Below are 17,109 nucleotides of genomic sequence, written 5' to 3'. Positions count from 1 at the left end.
TTTACATACTGTTCAGTTTTCAAGGAACTTTGTTTTGTTGTTGCTGTATCTCAGCGGCAACTCTGATATCTTATCACAGTGTTTGCTGTTTGTCAACAACTTTTTTCATCTTTTTTTGAAGTTCTTTTTTGAAGTCCTTCAAGCAGATGAACGGAGAAAGAGGGATTTGAACCCTCGCGCCGGTTTCCCGACCTACACCCTTAGCAGGGGCGCCTCTTCGGCCTCTTGAGTATTTCTCCTTATTACCGTAGCTAATTATCATTTATTAAGTTTGTCGGGCGAACTCGCCAGACGCAGGATTAATTATACAAGCTATAGTTCTTTTTGTCAACAACTTTTTTCATCTTTTTTTACCATCTTTTTACAGTATGATTTTTCTCTATACTTTTATACCAGAAAAGCGGGGAATCAACTCCTTTTCCAGCTGTCGGTTCTCCGCTTTCTCATCTGATATTATTTCTGATATTCCTTGATTGCCGTCTCATACAGGTTATTTCCCTGGGAATCGATCACGACGACCACCGGAAAATCTTCTACTTCCAGTTTCCGGATTGCCTCAGTTCCAAGATCATCGTAGGCAACGACCTCCGACTTTTTGATGCGCTGGGACAATAGTGCCCCCGCACCGCCGATTGCAGCAAAGTAGACGGAACCATTTCTCACAATAGCATCGACCACCGCCTGACTTCTCTTCCCTTTTCCGATCATGGCACCCAGGCCAAGGTCTAAAAGCTTCGGCGCGTACTTATCCATACGGCTCGCCGTTGTTGGTCCCGCAGACCCGATAGGACGTCCCTCTCTTGCCGGGGACGGTCCCATATAGTAGATGACGTTTCCCTGCATCTCGATGGGCAGAGCTTCCCCCGCGTCCAGCGTTTCCTGCATTCTCTTATGCGCTGCGTCTCTCGCTGTATAGATGGTTCCCGTAAGAGTCACGTAGTCCCCGGCCCGGAGAGACACTGCGTCTTCTTTCTTAATTGGTACACTGATCTGTCTGTCCATGGTTTCCTCCTGTTTCTCTTATTAAATAACGCGATGCGCATGACGGTTTACATGACAGCAGATATTCACTGCCATCGGAAGTCCCGCGATATGCGTCGGATATGTCTCGATATTGACGGCCATGGCAGTCACACGACCGCCGAGTCCCCCCGGTCCGATTCCGAGTCTGTTGATCTTTTCAAGCATCTCTTTCTCCAGGTCTCTGACATATGGAACCGGAGATTCCTCTTCCAAATTTCTCGTCAGGGCATGCTTTGCCATCAGGGCGCACTTTTCAAAGGTTCCGCCGATACCGACGCCGACCACCATAGGAGGACAGGCATTCGGACCAGCGTCACGGACAGCCTCTAATATCTTCTCTTTCACACCCTCAATGCCATCAGCCGGCTTCAACATGAACACGCGGCTCATGTTCTCGCTTCCGAATCCCTTCGGCGCAACAGTGATGTCCACCTGGTCCCCGTCTACGATCTCGTAATGGATGATCGCCGGGGTGTTGTCTTTTGTATTCACGCGGTCGATAGGATCACGGACAACAGACTTTCTTAAGTATCCGTCCACGTATCCCTGTCGGACGCCTTCATTGATGGCATCCGTCAGATTACCTCCCTCGATATGTACTTCCTGCCCGACTTTAATGAAAACGACGGCCATGCCCGTGTCCTGGCAGATCGGAATCATGTCTCTTCCAGCAATCTCAAGATTCTCCTTAAGCTGATTTAAGATCTGTTTTCCAAGAGGTGATTCTTCCTTCTCCACGCTCTCATTAAATACTTTTTTCATGTCATCCGAAAGGAAATGGTTTGCCTCGATGCACATTTCCCGGATGTTTTTTGTGATCTCACTCGTCTGAACAGTTCTCATAGACGATTTTCCTCCCGATTACTTTTTTGGATTGATTGCCATCGGACGGATTTCTTCCGGACATTCATGATGGCCTATTATTATGAAAAATACAGGAATCCGGCATTCCCGGATTCCTGTATCCAATCACTCCAGAGTCAGAAATCCTGTTTTATGGACGAATGGCGGTCTCATAACCGCTCTTCATATTCATGAACATTACTCCTCCGTGGTCTCCCCGTCCTCATTCTCCATGGATTCTGGATCTGCCACGTTTTCGTCCTCCTCGTACTGGCGGCTGCTTTCCCGGACTTTCGCGATGGAAGCAACGCGGACATCAGAATCGGCATCAATGCTCATCAGTTTTACGCCGGATGTATTTCTGCCGATGATGGAGATATCGTCAACACCCATGCGGATCAGAATGCCCTCATTGGTGATCAGCATGATATCTCTTCCGTCGTCAAGCAGCTTCATTCCGACAAGATTTCCTGTCTTTTCTGTCACATTGTAGCAGAGAAGTCCCTTACCACCGCGAAGCTGCAGCTTGAATTCAGAGATTCTCGTTCTCTTTCCGTATCCCTTTTCGGATGCCACGAGCATGTACTCGCCCTGGCTTGCCATCTGCATGCCGATGACCTCGTCACCCTCGTCGAGCTTCATGCCGATAACACCATAGGAAACACGGCCGGTAATTCTCGCATCCGTCTCCTTGAAGCGGATGGACATACCGAATTTCGTCGCGAGGAAGATATCCTCGGTATTGTCTGTCACCTTTACCTCGATCAGTTCATCTCCCTCGCGGAGCAGGATTGCCTGAAGACCTGTCTTTCTCATGTTGCTGTACTCGCACATTCTGGTCTTCTTCACCATTCCGCCCTTTGTGGCCATAAAGAGGTACTTGTCATCATCGATCTCACGCATCGGGATCGCCGCTGTGACCTTTTCGCCCGGCTGGAGCTGTAAAAGGTTCACGATAGCCGTTCCGCGGGCTGTTCTTCCTGCCTCCGGGATCTCGTAGGCCTTGATCCGGTAGCATCGTCCTGTGTTCGTGAAGAACATGATATAGTGGTGGTTCGTTGTCATGAGAAGATCCTCGATGAAGTCCTCATCGATGGTCTGCATTCCCTTGATTCCCTTTCCGCCGCGATTCTGGCTCTTGAAATTGTCCACGGACATTCTCTTGATGTATCCAAGATTGGTCATCGCAATTACAGTGTCATCGTCGGAGATCAGGTCTTCCACGGACATATCATCTTCAAAGCCGATCTTTGTCCGTCTGTCGTCACCGTATTTCTCGGAGATCACAAGGATCTCTTTCTTGATCACACTTAATAATTTATTTTCATCTGCAAGGATTGCACGCAATTCCGCGATTTTTGTCTCCAGTTCTTTGTACTCGTTCTCGAGCTTCTCGCGTTCCAGACCTGTGAGAGCGCGCAGACGCATGTCCACGATCGCCTGTGCCTGCGGGTCTGTGAGTTCAAAGCGCTCCATGAGGACGCGTTTCGCCTCCGCGACATTTGCGGAGCCGCGAATGATCCTTATCACCTCATCGATATGATCTAAGGCCTTTAATAAGCCCTCTAAGATGTGGGCGCGTTCCTCGGCCTTATTTAAGTCGTACTTCGTTCTTCTCGTCACAACGTCCTTCTGGTGGTCCAGATAGTACTCTAACATCTGGAGAATATTGAGGACCTTTGGCTCATTGTTTACCAGTGCAAGCATGATCACACCGAAGGAATCCTGCAGCTGTGTATGCTTTAAGAGCTGGTTTAAGAGGACGTTCGCGTTCACATCTCTCCTGAGTTCGATGTTGATGCGGATTCCCTCACGGTTGGACTCATCGGTGATTCCGGTGATTCCGTCAATCTTTTTCGTCTTTACGAGCTCCGCGATCTTCTCGATGAGTCTCGCCTTGTTGACAAGGTACGGAAGCTCTGTGACGATGATATGGCTCTTTCCGTTCGGAGCTGTCTCAATGTTTGTCACCGCACGGACTCTGATCTTCCCGCGGCCTGTGCGGTACGCTTCTTCGATTCCTCTCGTTCCCAGGATCTCAGCTCCAGTCGGGAAATCCGGTCCTTTGATGATCTGTAAGATCTCCTCCATGGAGGTCTGTCTTCCTTCTTCCACCTGGTTGTCGATGATCTTTACGACAGCCGCGATGACCTCGCGGAGGTTGTGGGGCGGGATATTTGTGGCCATGCCGACCGCGATACCGGTTCCTCCGTTTACAAGAAGATTCGGGAATCTGGCCGGAAGTACCGTCGGTTCCTTTTCCGTCTCATCGAAGTTCGGTATAAAATTAACGGTATCTTTATAGATGTCCGCTAACATCTCCACAGAGATCTTGCTGAGTCTCGCCTCGGTGTATCGCATGGCAGCGGCACCGTCGCCGTCGATGGATCCAAAGTTTCCGTGGCCGTCTACGAGCATATAACGCATGGACCATCTCTGGGCCATATTTACCAAAGCACCATAGATGGAGCTGTCGCCGTGCGGATGGTATTTACCCATGGTATCACCGACGATACGGGCACTTTTTCTGTGGGGCTTATCCGGACCGTTGTTCAGTTCCGCCATGGAGTAGAGGACACGTCTCTGTACCGGCTTTAATCCGTCACGGACATCCGGGAGCGCTCGCGACGCGATAACGCTCATGGCGTAGTCGATGTACGACTTCTCCATGGTCTTTTTTAAGTCTATCTCATGAATTTTGTCAAAAATATTCGGTTCCATTCTTTCCTCCAATGCAGCCTGCGCTGCGCCTTAAACCTGCGTAAACTGCGCCGCATGACCATCCGGCGGGTTTACCGCCTTCCAGACAGCCCTGCTGCCGCATTAAATGTCAAGAGTTCCGTATTTCGCGTTCTGTTCGATGAATTCACGGCGCGGCTCCACCTGATCTCCCATGAGTGTTGTAAAGGTGAGGTCGATCTCCGACGTCATCTCCTCGTTCATGGTCACACGTAAAAGGATTCTGTGCTCCGGATCCATTGTAGTCTCCCAGAGCTGTTCCGCATCCATCTCACCAAGACCTTTGTAACGCTGGATCTTGTTGTTCTGGTCACGTCCGATCTCTTTTAAGATATTGTTTAACTCCTCATCACTGTACGCGTACCATACCCGCTTGTTTTTCTCGATCTTATAGAGCGGCGGCTGGGCCAGATAAACATAGCCCTGCTTGATGAGCTCCGGCATAAACCGGTAGATAAATGTCAGAAGCAGTGTGCTGATATGGGCGCCATCCACATCGGCATCGGTCATGATAATAATCTTGTGGTAGCGGAGCTTCGAGATATCGAAATCCTCGTGGATTCCTGTTCCGAAGGCTGTGATCATGGATTTAATCTCCGCGTTTCCGTAGATCCGGTCGAGTCTCGCCTTCTCCACGTTTAAGATTTTTCCTCGAAGCGGAAGAATCGCCTGGGTGCTCTTGTTTCTCGCGTCCTTTGCGGAACCGCCGGCGGAATCTCCCTCTACGATGTAGATCTCGCATTCCTCCGGGTGCTTACTGGAGCAGTCCGCAAGCTTTCCCGGTAAGGATAAGCCGTCAAGGACCGTTTTTCTTCTTGTTAAGTCTCTCGCCTTTCTCGCTGCGGCGCGGGCACGCTGGGCGAGGACGGATTTCTCGATGATCGTCTTTGCTACGGACGGATTCTGCTCGAGGAAATAGGTGAGCTGCTCAGATACCACGCTGTCAACAGCACCTCTCGCCTCGCTGTTTCCGAGTTTCTGCTTTGTCTGACCCTCAAACTGCGGCTCCTCGATCTTGACGCTGATGATGGCTGTTAAGCCCTCACGGATATCCTCGCCGGTGAGAGCCGGCTCATTGTCCTTTAAGAGCTTATTCTTTCTTCCGTAATCGTTGAATGTCTTTGTTAAGGCATTTCTGAAACCGGTGAGGTGGGTTCCTCCTTCCGGTGTATTGATATTATTTACAAAGCTGTAAATATTCTCGGTATAAGAATCGTTGTGCTGCATGGCAACCTCTACCAGCACGTTGTCCTTCTTGCCCTCGCAGTAGATCACATTGTCATAAAGCGGCACGTTGCTGCGATTTAAGTAGGAGACAAACTCCTTGATACCGCCTTCGTAGTGGAATACTTTTTCTTTCTTGTCCTCGCGGTCATCTCTGAGAATGATCTTTAAATTCTTTGTAAGGAATGCCGTCTCACGGAGACGGATCTTTAAAGTATCGTAATCATAGACAGTCTCCTCAAAGATGGTCTTGTCCGGAAGGAACGTTACTTTTGTACCATGTTTATCTGTCGGGCAGTCACCCACGATCTTTAACGGGTACATGGTCTTTCCGCGCTCATAGCGCTGCCTGTAGACCTTTCCTCCGTGGTAGACTTCAACCTCCAGCCACTCGGATAAGGCATTTACAACAGAAGCTCCTACACCGTGCAGGCCGCCGGATACCTTGTATCCCCCACCGCCGAACTTACCTCCGGCATGAAGGATCGTAAAAACGACTTCAACTGCAGGAAGTCCCGCTTTTTTCTGGATATCGACCGGAATTCCCCGTCCGTCATCGACAACGGTGATGGAATTGTCGGAATTGATCTGTACATCGATGGTATCGCAGTATCCTGCAAGAGCCTCGTCCACCGCATTGTCTACGATCTCATATACCAGATGGTGAAGTCCCCTCGAAGACGTACTTCCAATGTACATTCCCGGTCTTTTTCTTACAGCCTCAAGTCCTTCCAGAATCTGGATTTGATCTGCATTATATTCTGCGCTCATGAAGTTCCTCCTTTAGTCTTCGCTCTCTACCGTTCCTTCAACAATCTTAAAAATCTTGTCCATCCGGAATTTGCTGTTTACAAACTCATCCAGACCCGTACAGGTGATCAGGGTCTGAATATGGGTAATTTCTGAAAGTAAATGTTCCTGTCTCTTGCTGTCAAGTTCAGAAAGGACGTCATCCAGAAGAAGCACCGGATAATCCTTTACGATCTTTTTCACCAGCTCGATCTCCGCAAGTTTTAAAGAAAGAGCTGCCGTTCTCTGCTGTCCCTGGGACCCGAACCGCCTGATATCCGTTCCGTTTACGATGAAGTTCAGGTCATCGCGGTGGGGACCGGTCAGAGTCTGCCTCTGCCTGATCTCCTGAAACTGGTTCTTCGCAAGCTGCTCCCTGAAATTTTCCGGCGACACATTCGGCTCGTAGGCGATAGAGAGTGTTTCCTTTCCGCCCGAGAGCCCCGCGTGGATCTCCGCAATCAGGGGATTCAGCTCTTTTATAAACTCAGAACGCATAATTATAAGTTCTGTGCCGTACTTTAAGAGCTGCTCATTCCACATGGGGAGCGTCTCTTTTAAGGACGTGTTGTAGTCTATGTCCTTTAATAGTTTGTTTCGTTGTATAACCGTTTTGTTATACTGTGCCAGATTGTAGACATACAGCCTGTTTAGCTGGCAGAGTTCCAGGTCGACGAAACGTCTCCGCTCGGCGGGTCCGTTCTTGATAATGTTCAGATCTTCCGGTGAAAAGAAGATCACATTGACGATTCCGAAAAGTTCACTGGCTTTTTTGATCGGAACTCCGTTCACCGCGACCCCTTTTGCCTTATTTTTCTTCAGATGCATATCGATCCGGTAGGGAATTCCATCCCGCCGGACCATCATTTTGATGTGGGATTCGTCCGCGCCGAACCGGATAATTTCTTTATCTTTGCTGCCCCGATGCGATTTTGTTGTGCTGCACACATAGACTGCCTCCAGGATATTTGTCTTTCCCTGGGCATTATCTCCATAAAGAACGTTCGTCCCTTTATGAAAATCAATATGTAAATGACTGTAATTTCTGTAATCTGACAGCTCGATGGATTCTATAAACATGAAAAAATCCTTTAATTTTCTACCTTAAATGTCTTTCCGTCATAGGAAACCGTGTCTCCCGGGTAAAGTTTTTTGCCTCGCTGGGTCTCAACTTCCCCATTTACTTTTACAAGCCCGTCCTGAATTACAAACTTTGCGTCCACTCCGGAGCCGACCAGACCTGCAAGTTTCAATGCCTGTCCAAGCTTGATAAACTCATCTTTTAAGTGAATACTTTCCATTTTTCTCCTTTTTTATTCCAGATATATGAAAAAATCGACCCGAAACCCCGGATTTTACCGGAACTTCGGGGAAATTTCATCTGATTTTAAATCGCAGCGGCGTTAAAGTTTACCGGCAGGATCAGATAAATGTAGCTCTCATCCTCATCTTTGATGAAACACGGAGATTTCGCATTCATCATATAGAGGGTAACTTCCTCATCATCAATGATCCGCAGCGCATCACTTAAGAATTTCGGGTTGAATCCGATCATCAGATCCTGTCCTGTTTTGTGGATCAGGATCTCCGCGTTCATGGTACCGAAGCTGGAATTTAATTTCAGGCTCATTTTTGAGTCTTCAATGTTCAGAATGATCGGTTTTTTGTCATTTTCGCGGATTAAAATGATAGCTCTCTCGATGCTGTCCAGGAAATCTTTCTTATTCAGAGACACTTTTGTGGCATAATCGCTGGAAAGCATCTGGTCTACTTTGAAATATTCGCCCTCGATCAGGCGGGAAACTACGATCGTATCATCAAATTCGAAGAGAATATGGTTCGCTCCGAAGAAGATCTGGACCTCTTTTTCGTTGTCACCGGTGAGAATTTTACTGATTTCGTTCAGAGTTTTTCCCGGAACGATGACTTTTGTGCTTTCATATTCATCTTTTAATACAATTTTACGAATTGCCATACGATGTCCGTCGAGAGAAACGACTCGGAGTGTATCACCGTTTACCTCAAAAAGTTCGCCTGTCATCATCTTGTTGCTGTCGTTGACAGAGATGGAGAAGATCGTCTGGCGGATCACCTCTTTTAAGGAAAACTGGGAGAGTGTGATGTTTTTATTTCTCTCAATATACGGAAGATAGGAGAATTCCTCTCCATCTTTGCCCTGAATTTTGAATACAGAGTTCTCACAGGTGATCACAGTATTGAATTTTTCATCAGATTCGATGGTTACAAGGGAATCTGAATCGGATAATTTTCTTGCGATTTCAGAAAAAAGCTTTGCATCCAGTGCAATTTTACCTTTTTCAAGGATATCACCTTCAACTTTTGTCTCAATGCCGAGCTCCATATCGTTGGCAGTCAGCTTGATCTCATCAGTAGAAGCGTCGATCAGAATGCACTCTAAAATAGGCATCGTTGTTTTTGACGGAACTGCCTTGAGAACAATATTGATACCGTTTAAGAGAGCGGTTTTCTGGAATGTCAGTTTCATAGTTGTTGATAACTTCCTTTCTTAAGAAACGTTCACAAATAAAGAAATATATAAAAGATATTAGTCTTAACAGTAGTAGGGAGTGTGAATTTGTTTATAAGGGGGAAAACCCTAATGAAACCATGAAAAAACCTCTGTGAAAACCATTGTGGGTAACTCTGCAAATCCAAAAGGACAACCCGGGAGTTTTCCACAGGCAAAAATCGGGAAAAATCATCCTCATTTTATCCACAAATTTTCAACGGGATTTCCACGAAAAAATCCACAAGCTTACTGTGGGTTGATTTTTTTCTTTAAAATATCGATCGTGTTCTTTAAATTCTCGTCGGTCTTTAATTCGCTGGCAATCTTTTTTGTTCCGTGAATGATCGTTGTATGATCGCGGCCGCCGAGAGCTTTTCCGATGTTCTGGAGAGACTCGCTCGTCATATCGCCGCAGAGATACATGACGATCTGGCGCGGGAATACGAGTTCTTTACTTCGTTTCTGGCCGATGAGATCAAGGGGTGTGATGCCGAAATGCTCAGAAACTACATTAATAATAAGCTGCGGAGTCACTTCGCGGGCAGCGTTCGGGGAGATCAGATCTTTTAATGCTTCCTCTGCAAGTTCAAGATTGATTTCCTTATTATTTAGTTTGCTGGAAGCAACGATTTTTGTGAGGGCGCCTTCCAGTTCACGGATGTTGGATTTTACATTGGTAGCGATATATTTGATGATCTCGTTATCGATGTTGTATCCTTCAAGTTCTTCCTTTTTCCGGAGAATCGCCATCCGGGTTTCATAATCCGGCGGCTGGATATCTACGGTGAGTCCCCATTCGAAACGGGAACGGAGACGGTCTTCCAGAGTTTCAATTTCTCTTGGAGGACGGTCGGAGGAAATAATGATCTGCTTTTTTGCCTCGTAGAGGGCATTGAATGTATGGAAAAATTCCTCCTGGGTACTTTCTTTTCCGATAATAAACTGGATATCGTCGATCAGAAGCACGTCATTGTTTCTGTATTTTTCACGGAATTCCGTGGTGGAAACGTTGTTTTTGTTTCGGATCGCGTCGATCAGTTCGTTTGTAAATTTCTCGGATGTCACGTACAGAATCTTTGCGCTCGGGTTATTTTTCAGGATGAAGTGGGCGACGGAATGCATTAAGTGCGTCTTCCCGAGTCCCACGCCTCCATAAATAAATAACGGATTATAAATTTCGCCCGGGGATTCCGCAACTGCAAGGGATGCGGCATGGGCAAGGTTGTTGTTTTTTCCGACGACAAAGGTATCGAAGGTGTAACGCGGATTTAAGTTCGCGTTTTGGAGAGCAAGCTGACTGACCGTATTGTTGGTTACATTGATCAGACGGTTCTCTTTTTCCGGTTCCTTCACGTCAGATTTTAACTTGAAATCGAGTTCGCACTGAAATCCTGTAATTTCTTCGATCGTAATTTTCAACAGGAACTCATATTTCTTTTTCACATAGCTGATAAACGCGGAATCAGGCACCAGGATCGTGAGGATATCTTTATCCACAGAATCCGGGATCAGCGGCAGCAGCCATGTGCGGTAGGACACCTCTGAAATATCGTGTTCTTCCTTTATATTTAAGAGGATATCATCCCATTTCTCTTTGATTTCTTCCAGCATATTCATACTCCTAAACATGTGTATAACGATGTGCATAGTTGTGGAAAAGGCGGAAACCTGTCCACAAAAGCATATAAACCCACTCTGAATTTATTCTAGCGTAAAACGGAATAATTTTCAATGTCAAATGTGAAAATCCACAACTTTTCCAGTGACTTATCCACAACTTATCCACGATTTGGGGATAAGTTGATAATTATGAGTGGAAAACATGTGAATAGCCACATAACAAGATGTGCGCCAGGAACGGACAGAAAAAATACAATAAATTGTGTCCGTGGGAGAAAGACACCGAAATCAGAAGGGAAAGAAAGAACGATTTTAGAGGACTGGACGTTGGAGAGGGCGTATATGAGGGAAAAATGAAAAACCGAAAAAAATTAAGGCAGCAGGGGAGAAAAAAGGGTGAGATCGGGAGAAAGAAGGCGACAACAGGAATTATATTGTAGGAAGTAAAATTGAAAAGTAAAAATAAATGGAAAATTTTAGAGAAAGAATTTGACGGCATCACGCTGACACGCTATAATGCAAGACGTGACTATATTGCATTGTATCTCGCAAGAGAACAGTAGCAGGAGGAAAAAGAAAAATGAAAATTGAAAAGAAAGTTCTGGACATGTCCCTCGCCGGGATCTTCACTGCGATCATCATCGCCATGTCGGTCGTACCGTTTCTCGGTTACATTCCGTTAGGCTTTATGAACGCAACGATCATCCACGTCCCGGTCATCATCGGAGCGATCATCCTTGGACCGAAGTACGGCGCTTACTTAGGACTGGTATTTGGTGTGACCAGCCTTGTAAAAGCGACCATTGCCCCGGGAGTGACCTCCTTCGTATTCAGCCCGTTCGTTACGATCGGCGGATACAGCGGAAACATGTGGAGCGCCGTGATCGCCATCGTGCCGCGTGTATGCATCGGCATCGTTGCTTATTTTGTTTATAAGCTGATCATGAAAGCAGCTCACGGAATCAAAGGCAGCCAGACCGTTGCCCTCTGGGTGGCTGGTATCGCAGGAGCTATGACAAACACACTGCTTGTCATGAACGGAATTTATATCTTCTTCGGACAGAGCTACGCGGCTGCGTCCAACAAGGCAGTGGAGCACATCTACGATGTGATCCTGGGAATCATCCTGGGATTTGGTATCCCGGAGGCGATCGTCGCAGGTATCCTTACGACGGCCATCACGAAGGTTCTGTTTAAAATCATGAAAGATAACGGCTGATCGGAAAGAGCCGGTTATATATGAATACCTTTCAGAAGCGTGGTGTGGCAGCTTCCGGAAGAAGATCAGGTATAAAAAATGAGAGCAGCGGAAAATAATAACGCTGCAGCTTCTATAATATGATACCAGGGTCAAAAGGTCAGAAGTTCGACGCAAGCTTGCTTGCAGGAGAATTTTTGACCTTGGGACCCGCCAAAAACATGAGTAAGTAGCCATTTTTCATAGAAAAATGAGCGAATTACGAATGTTTTTGAGAATTGCGGGAGCACGCAGTGCAGAGCAATTCGGTATCAGAGGGGTCAAAAGCTTTTGACCCCAACATCATAATATAATGAAGAGATACTAAATATAGTGACATAAAATCAATACATACATTTTATGGGGGATAGCGAAACGCTGTTCCCCTTTTTTATTACTGAAAGACCGAAAAGTAACGTTCCATGCAAAAAGCAGAATGTGGATATACAGCGAAAAAAAGGAAAAATCATATGGGAGAAATCCCCATGTTTTAAGGATTTTTTTGAAATTTAGTCTTGACGAAGGGCGGCAATTTTTATATAATCGATACGATGCTTCAATATGTCTTAGTTTATATGTACATGAGAAGGTACTTGAATTTAGAGTAAGAGGAGGTGCCGGGTTTATGAAGATGACATTTCAGCCGAAGAACACTCAGAGAAAAAGAGTTCATGGTTTCAGAGCGAGAATGGCAACAGCAGGCGGTAGAAAAGTTTTAGCTGCCAGAAGAGCAAAAGGTAGAGCTAGATTATCTGCTTAATGAACCAAGAGAGTATCCGGAAGTTTAGGAAAACTTTTGGATGCTCTTTTTTGTTATGCGGGATTTTTACGGCTTTATCGACTTAGTTTTGCAGAGGTATTGAATGAAAAGGTTCAATTCGTTAAAGAAAAATCAGGATTTCCAGACGGTTTACCGGGGAGGGAAGTCCTACGCAAACAAATATCTGGTCATGTACGTGATGGATTCGGGACGGGAGGACACGAGAATCGGAATTTCCGCCAGCAAAAAGGTCGGAAACAGCGTTGTAAGGCATCGGTTCGCGAGACTTGTCCGCGAAAGCTTCCGGTTAAATAAGGACATATTAGAAGAAGGAAAAGACATCATTGTTGTCGCACGTGCTGCGGCAAAAGACAAAAATTTCGACAAGATTGAGAGTGCTTTTCTGCACTTATGCGGGCTTCATAACATTTTAAAAGAATCGAAGTGAGTGGTTTATGAAATGGGTTCTGATTGGTCTGATTAAGATTTACAGGAAGTTTATCTCTCCCTGTATCGGCCCTCACTGTATTTATACGCCTACCTGCTCCCAGTACGCCATGGAAGCAATCAGAAAATACGGCGCTATAAAAGGTGCTTATCTTGCTTGCAGGCGGATTTTGAGATGTCACCCGTTTGCAAAAGGCGGTTATGATCCAGTCCCGTAAAAAACCCAGGAGGTAAGATATGGTTTTGACGAAGGCTGGTTCCATTCTGGGACCGATCGCGACTGTCCTTGGCTATGTCATGGACATCCTCTTCAGATTTACGAGCAGCTTCGGCGTGTTCAACGTAGGTCTGTGCATCATTCTGTTTACGATCGTAATGAAAACACTGATGATACCGCTCACGATCAAACAGCAGAAAACCACAAAACTCATGTCTGTCATGAATCCGGAGATCCAGGCGATCCAGAAGAAGTATAAAGGAAAGTCGGATCAGGAGTCCATGCAGCGTCAGAACGTGGAGATCCAGGCTGTTTACGAGAAGTACGGCACAAGCATGACAGGCGGATGTCTTCCACTGTTGATCCAGATGCCGATCCTTCTTGCACTGTACCGTGTCATCTACAATATTCCGGCATACGTTCCGTCTGTCCGCGTTTATTTCGACAACGTTGTCACTCCGTTGATGGGACAGGCTGACTATGCTCAGAAGTTACAGGAAATCACAAATATCGCAACCGCCTGCGGCGGAAAATTAGACAAGTTTGATTTCACAAATGCAAACCGTCTTGTAGACATGCTCTATAAATTCTCCACATCCCAGTGGGGAGAGCTTCAGGCACTGTTCCCGGCAATCTCTGATGTGATCGGCCAGAATGCTGCTGTTGTCGAGAGAATGAACACGTTCCTCGGTTTAAATATGGCAGAGGCACCGGGCTGGGTACCGTCCTTTGCATGGATCATCCCGGTTCTTGCGGCAGTATCCCAGTGGTTCAGCACAAAGCTCATGAGCGGAAATCAGCCGTCCACATCCGCAGATGCAGAGAATCCGATGGCGCAGTCCATGAAGACTATGACAACGACAATGCCGTTATTCTCCGCGTTCATCTGTATCACGATGCCGGCAGGTCTTGGTATCTACTGGATCGCGACCAGCGTTGTTACAATTATCCAGCAGCTCATCGTTAACGCGTACATGGATAAGGTAAATATCGACGATATGATCGCAAAGAACCTGGAAAAGGTAAATAAGAAACGTGCAAAACAGGGACTTCCGCCGGCTAAGGTAACTCAGAACGCTACCGCATCCTTAAAGGCGATCAAGGCTGAGGAGGAGAAAGAGAAAGCAGCTGAGGAAGTTAAGAAGGAAAAGATCGCGAAACAGATCGAGGAGTCCAGCAAGTACTACAACACCAACGCGAAACCGGGAAGTCTCGCTTCCAAAGCAGCGATGGTCCAGAAGTACAATGAGGCACATGACAAGCGAAAATAATAAGGGGGTTCTGTTATGGAAATGATTACAGTGACTGCGAAAACTGTGGAAGATGCAATCACACAGGCATCCCTGCAGCTCGGTGTGAGCAGTGATCGGATTCAGTACGAGGTCGTGGAAAAAGGAAGTGCCGGAGTTCTCGGCGGACTTTTTGGTTCCAAGCCGGCAGTGATCCGCGCGAAGAAGATCGAGACCGTTGACGATAAGGCCGTATATTTCCTGAATTCCGTTTTCGATGCAATGGGCCTTGCTGTTGACGTGGAAGTGAAAATGAATGAAGAGGAAAAGGAGATGGATGTCAACCTGACCGGCGAGGAGATGGGACTTCTCATCGGCAAGAGAGGACAGACACTCGATTCCCTTCAGTATCTTGTAAGCCTTGTTGTAAATAAGGAATCTGAGGACTACTTAAGAGTCAAGCTGGATACCGAAAATTACAGAGAGAGAAGAAAAGAAACACTGGAGACTCTCGCAAAGAATATCGCTTACAAGGTAAAGCGGACAAGACGTCCGGTTTCCTTAGAGCCGATGAATCCGTATGAGAGACGGATCATCCACTCCGCACTCCAGAACGACAAATACGTATTCACAAAGAGCGAAGGTGAGGAGCCGTTCCGCCATGTTGTGATCGCGTTAAAGAAGGAAGAGCGCAGAGAGAGAAGACCGAGATACGAGAGACGCGAAAGAACCGCTGGTTCTGAGAACAGCTATCGCAGCAGCAGTCAGGAATAATAATTCACAGATCAGCCATGCGCCGCACTGTGCGGGAACGCATGGCTGATTTTGTCTGGAAACAAAGGTAACCAGGAAGGTGCTGAATAGTTGCAGATATCGTGATAGAGGGGGTTGCCTATGGCAGCCCCTTTGTGCTATGATAGGGTGATTAATTGTGTGAATTTCCGTGAGTTTACAGGACTTGCGGAGCCAGAAAATAGAAGATCATTCAGCTTGATGTTTTAAGTCAGCAGGCGTGAGTGACAGGATGGAGATTATGGAATATACAGATACGATTGCAGCGATCGCCACGGCGATGGGAAATTCAGGAATCGGAATCGTGAGGATCAGCGGTGAGAACGCGGTTGAAGTCGCGGAAAAGGTCTTTCGGGAACCTGGAAAGAAAAAGCTTTCTGAGGCGGAGAGCCATACGATCCATTACGGATACGTTTATGACGGGGATGAGGCTGTGGATGAGGTCCTTTTGATGCTTATGCGAGGACCACGGAGCTACACAGCGGAAGATACCGTGGAGATCGATTGTCACGGCGGAATGCTGGTCACGAGACGGATCCTGGAGACAGTCTTAAAGGCCGGGGCGAGACTGGCAGAGCCGGGTGAATTTACGAAACGGGCGTTCTTAAACGGCAGGATCGACCTCTCCCAGGCGGAGGCGGTCATCGACGTGATCAACGCGAAAAATGAATATGCGCTGCAGTCCTCTGTGAGCCAGCTTCGGGGAAGTGTATCGAAGGAGATCCATGAGATCCGGGAACAGATTATCTATGAGATTGCCTTTATCGAGTCGGCGCTTGACGATCCGGAACATATTTCCCTTGACGGATACGGGGAAAAATTGCTTAAAGTTGTTCTTTCTGTGAAGAAGAAGCTTGAGAAGCTGATCTGTTCTTCCTCCAATGGACGGGTGGTTTCTGAGGGCGTAAAGACTGTTATTTTAGGAAAGCCGAATGCCGGAAAATCGTCCCTGATGAATGTTTTAGTTGGCGAGGATCGCGCCATTGTTACGGATGTGGCGGGAACGACGAGAGATATCCTTGAGGAACATATCTATCTTCAGGGAATCAGCCTGAATGTTGTGGACACTGCGGGAATCCGGGATACAGAGGACGTGGTGGAGAAGATCGGCGTTTCCCGGGCCATGGAAGAGGCGAAGAAGGCGGATCTCATCATCTACGTTGTAGATGGATCGAGGAAGCTGGATGAGAACGACTATCAGATCATGGACTTTATTAAGGAACGGAAGTCAGTGGTACTCTTAAATAAGAGCGACCTGGAGCCGGTAGTATCCGCGGATGAGGTGGAGAAGCGGTCCGGGCATAAGGTGATCGGAATCTCCGCGAAGGAGGAGACGGGAATCGACCTCCTGGAAGAGGAGATAAAGTCCTTATTCTATGAAGGTGAGATCGACTTCAACGACCAGGTTATGATCACGAATGTGCGCCATGTGAAGGCTTTAAAGGACGCTTTCGAGAGCATGTCCATGGTGGAGAACAGTATAGAGAACGGCATGCCGGAGGATTTTTATTCGATCGATCTGATGGATGCCTATGAGAAGTTAGGTCTTATTGTCGGGGAGTCTGTGGAGGATGACCTGGTGAATGAGATCTTCAGCAAGTTCTGTATGGGTAAGTAAGATTATGGTGGAAAGAAATTGGCGGATCGGAACGTTTTTTA

General features: G+C 46.9%; 15 protein-coding genes and 1 tRNA gene. 7 read left to right on the top strand and 9 right to left on the bottom strand.

Annotation, left to right across the window (positions count from 1 at the left end):
• Positions 1-151: 151 nt before the first annotated feature.
• From DW677_RS14765 to dnaA, 9 genes are all read right to left on the bottom strand, one after another.
• A tRNA-Ser gene (locus DW677_RS14765) sits at positions 152-239 on the bottom strand.
• 214 nt (positions 240-453) lie between these two features.
• Positions 454-1,002: a Fe-S-containing hydro-lyase gene (locus DW677_RS14760; protein WP_117515744.1), complete on the bottom strand. Its 549-nt coding sequence runs from the start codon at positions 1,000-1,002 to the stop codon at positions 454-456.
• A gap of 21 nt (positions 1,003-1,023) precedes the next feature.
• A complete protein-coding gene (locus DW677_RS14755; RefSeq protein WP_015552749.1) occupies positions 1,024-1,866 on the bottom strand; it encodes a fumarate hydratase in 843 nt (280 codons plus the stop codon).
• Positions 1,867-2,064: 198 nt separating this feature from the next.
• Positions 2,065-4,587, bottom strand: coding sequence for a DNA gyrase subunit A (gyrA, locus tag DW677_RS14750; protein WP_117567694.1), 2,523 nt, complete (start codon positions 4,585-4,587; stop codon positions 2,065-2,067).
• Between the two features lie 102 nt (positions 4,588-4,689).
• Entirely contained in the window at positions 4,690-6,600 is a 1,911-nt protein-coding gene (gene gyrB / locus DW677_RS14745; RefSeq protein ID WP_117515745.1) for a DNA topoisomerase (ATP-hydrolyzing) subunit B, read from the bottom strand.
• A gap of 12 nt (positions 6,601-6,612) precedes the next feature.
• Positions 6,613-7,698, bottom strand: a complete 1,086-nt coding sequence (recF, locus tag DW677_RS14740) for a DNA replication/repair protein RecF (RefSeq protein ID WP_015552752.1) — start codon at positions 7,696-7,698, stop codon at positions 6,613-6,615.
• A gap of 11 nt (positions 7,699-7,709) precedes the next feature.
• On the bottom strand, positions 7,710-7,919 hold the full coding sequence (locus DW677_RS14735) for an RNA-binding S4 domain-containing protein (protein WP_015552753.1): 210 nt from the start codon (positions 7,917-7,919) through the stop codon (positions 7,710-7,712).
• Positions 7,920-8,005: 86 nt separating this feature from the next.
• A complete protein-coding gene (gene dnaN / locus DW677_RS14730; RefSeq protein ID WP_117471077.1) occupies positions 8,006-9,124 on the bottom strand; it encodes a DNA polymerase III subunit beta in 1,119 nt (372 codons plus the stop codon).
• 270 nt (positions 9,125-9,394) lie between these two features.
• On the bottom strand, positions 9,395-10,759 hold the full coding sequence (gene dnaA / locus DW677_RS14725) for a chromosomal replication initiator protein DnaA (RefSeq protein ID WP_117471078.1): 1,365 nt from the start codon (positions 10,757-10,759) through the stop codon (positions 9,395-9,397).
• A 589-nt stretch (positions 10,760-11,348) separates the two neighbouring features.
• Here dnaA and DW677_RS14715 point away from each other — a divergent pair.
• The 7 genes from DW677_RS14715 (at position 11,349) to mnmE (ending at position 17,068) form a co-directional block, all read left to right on the top strand.
• Positions 11,349-11,987, top strand: a complete 639-nt coding sequence (locus DW677_RS14715) for an ECF transporter S component (protein ID WP_015552757.1) — start codon at positions 11,349-11,351, stop codon at positions 11,985-11,987.
• 643 nt (positions 11,988-12,630) lie between these two features.
• A complete protein-coding gene (gene rpmH, locus DW677_RS14710) occupies positions 12,631-12,765 on the top strand; it encodes a 50S ribosomal protein L34 (RefSeq protein WP_015552758.1) in 135 nt (44 codons plus the stop codon).
• A 103-nt stretch (positions 12,766-12,868) separates the two neighbouring features.
• Entirely contained in the window at positions 12,869-13,213 is a 345-nt protein-coding gene (gene rnpA / locus DW677_RS14705; RefSeq protein ID WP_021904730.1) for a ribonuclease P protein component, read from the top strand.
• A 7-nt stretch (positions 13,214-13,220) separates the two neighbouring features.
• Positions 13,221-13,430, top strand: coding sequence for a membrane protein insertion efficiency factor YidD (gene yidD / locus DW677_RS14700; protein WP_117471080.1), 210 nt, complete (start codon positions 13,221-13,223; stop codon positions 13,428-13,430).
• A gap of 19 nt (positions 13,431-13,449) precedes the next feature.
• Entirely contained in the window at positions 13,450-14,700 is a 1,251-nt protein-coding gene (locus DW677_RS14695) for a YidC/Oxa1 family membrane protein insertase (RefSeq protein WP_117471081.1), read from the top strand.
• 15 nt (positions 14,701-14,715) lie between these two features.
• Positions 14,716-15,432: an RNA-binding cell elongation regulator Jag/EloR gene (gene jag, locus DW677_RS14690; protein WP_117484476.1), complete on the top strand. Its 717-nt coding sequence runs from the start codon at positions 14,716-14,718 to the stop codon at positions 15,430-15,432.
• Positions 15,433-15,691: 259 nt separating this feature from the next.
• The gene (gene mnmE, locus DW677_RS14685; protein WP_117505292.1) at positions 15,692-17,068 is read left to right on the top strand and encodes a tRNA uridine-5-carboxymethylaminomethyl(34) synthesis GTPase MnmE; all 1,377 of its coding nucleotides are present in this window, start codon (positions 15,692-15,694) and stop codon (positions 17,066-17,068) included.
• The last annotated feature ends 41 nt before the right edge of the window (positions 17,069-17,109 follow it).

This window comes from Clostridium sp. AM25-23AC, assembly GCF_003435125.1.
GTDB lineage: Bacteria > Bacillota > Clostridia > Lachnospirales > Lachnospiraceae > Pilosibacter > Pilosibacter fragilis.
The sequence above is the reverse complement of the archived record's forward strand: the minus strand, read 5'-3'. Positions and strand labels throughout refer to the sequence as shown.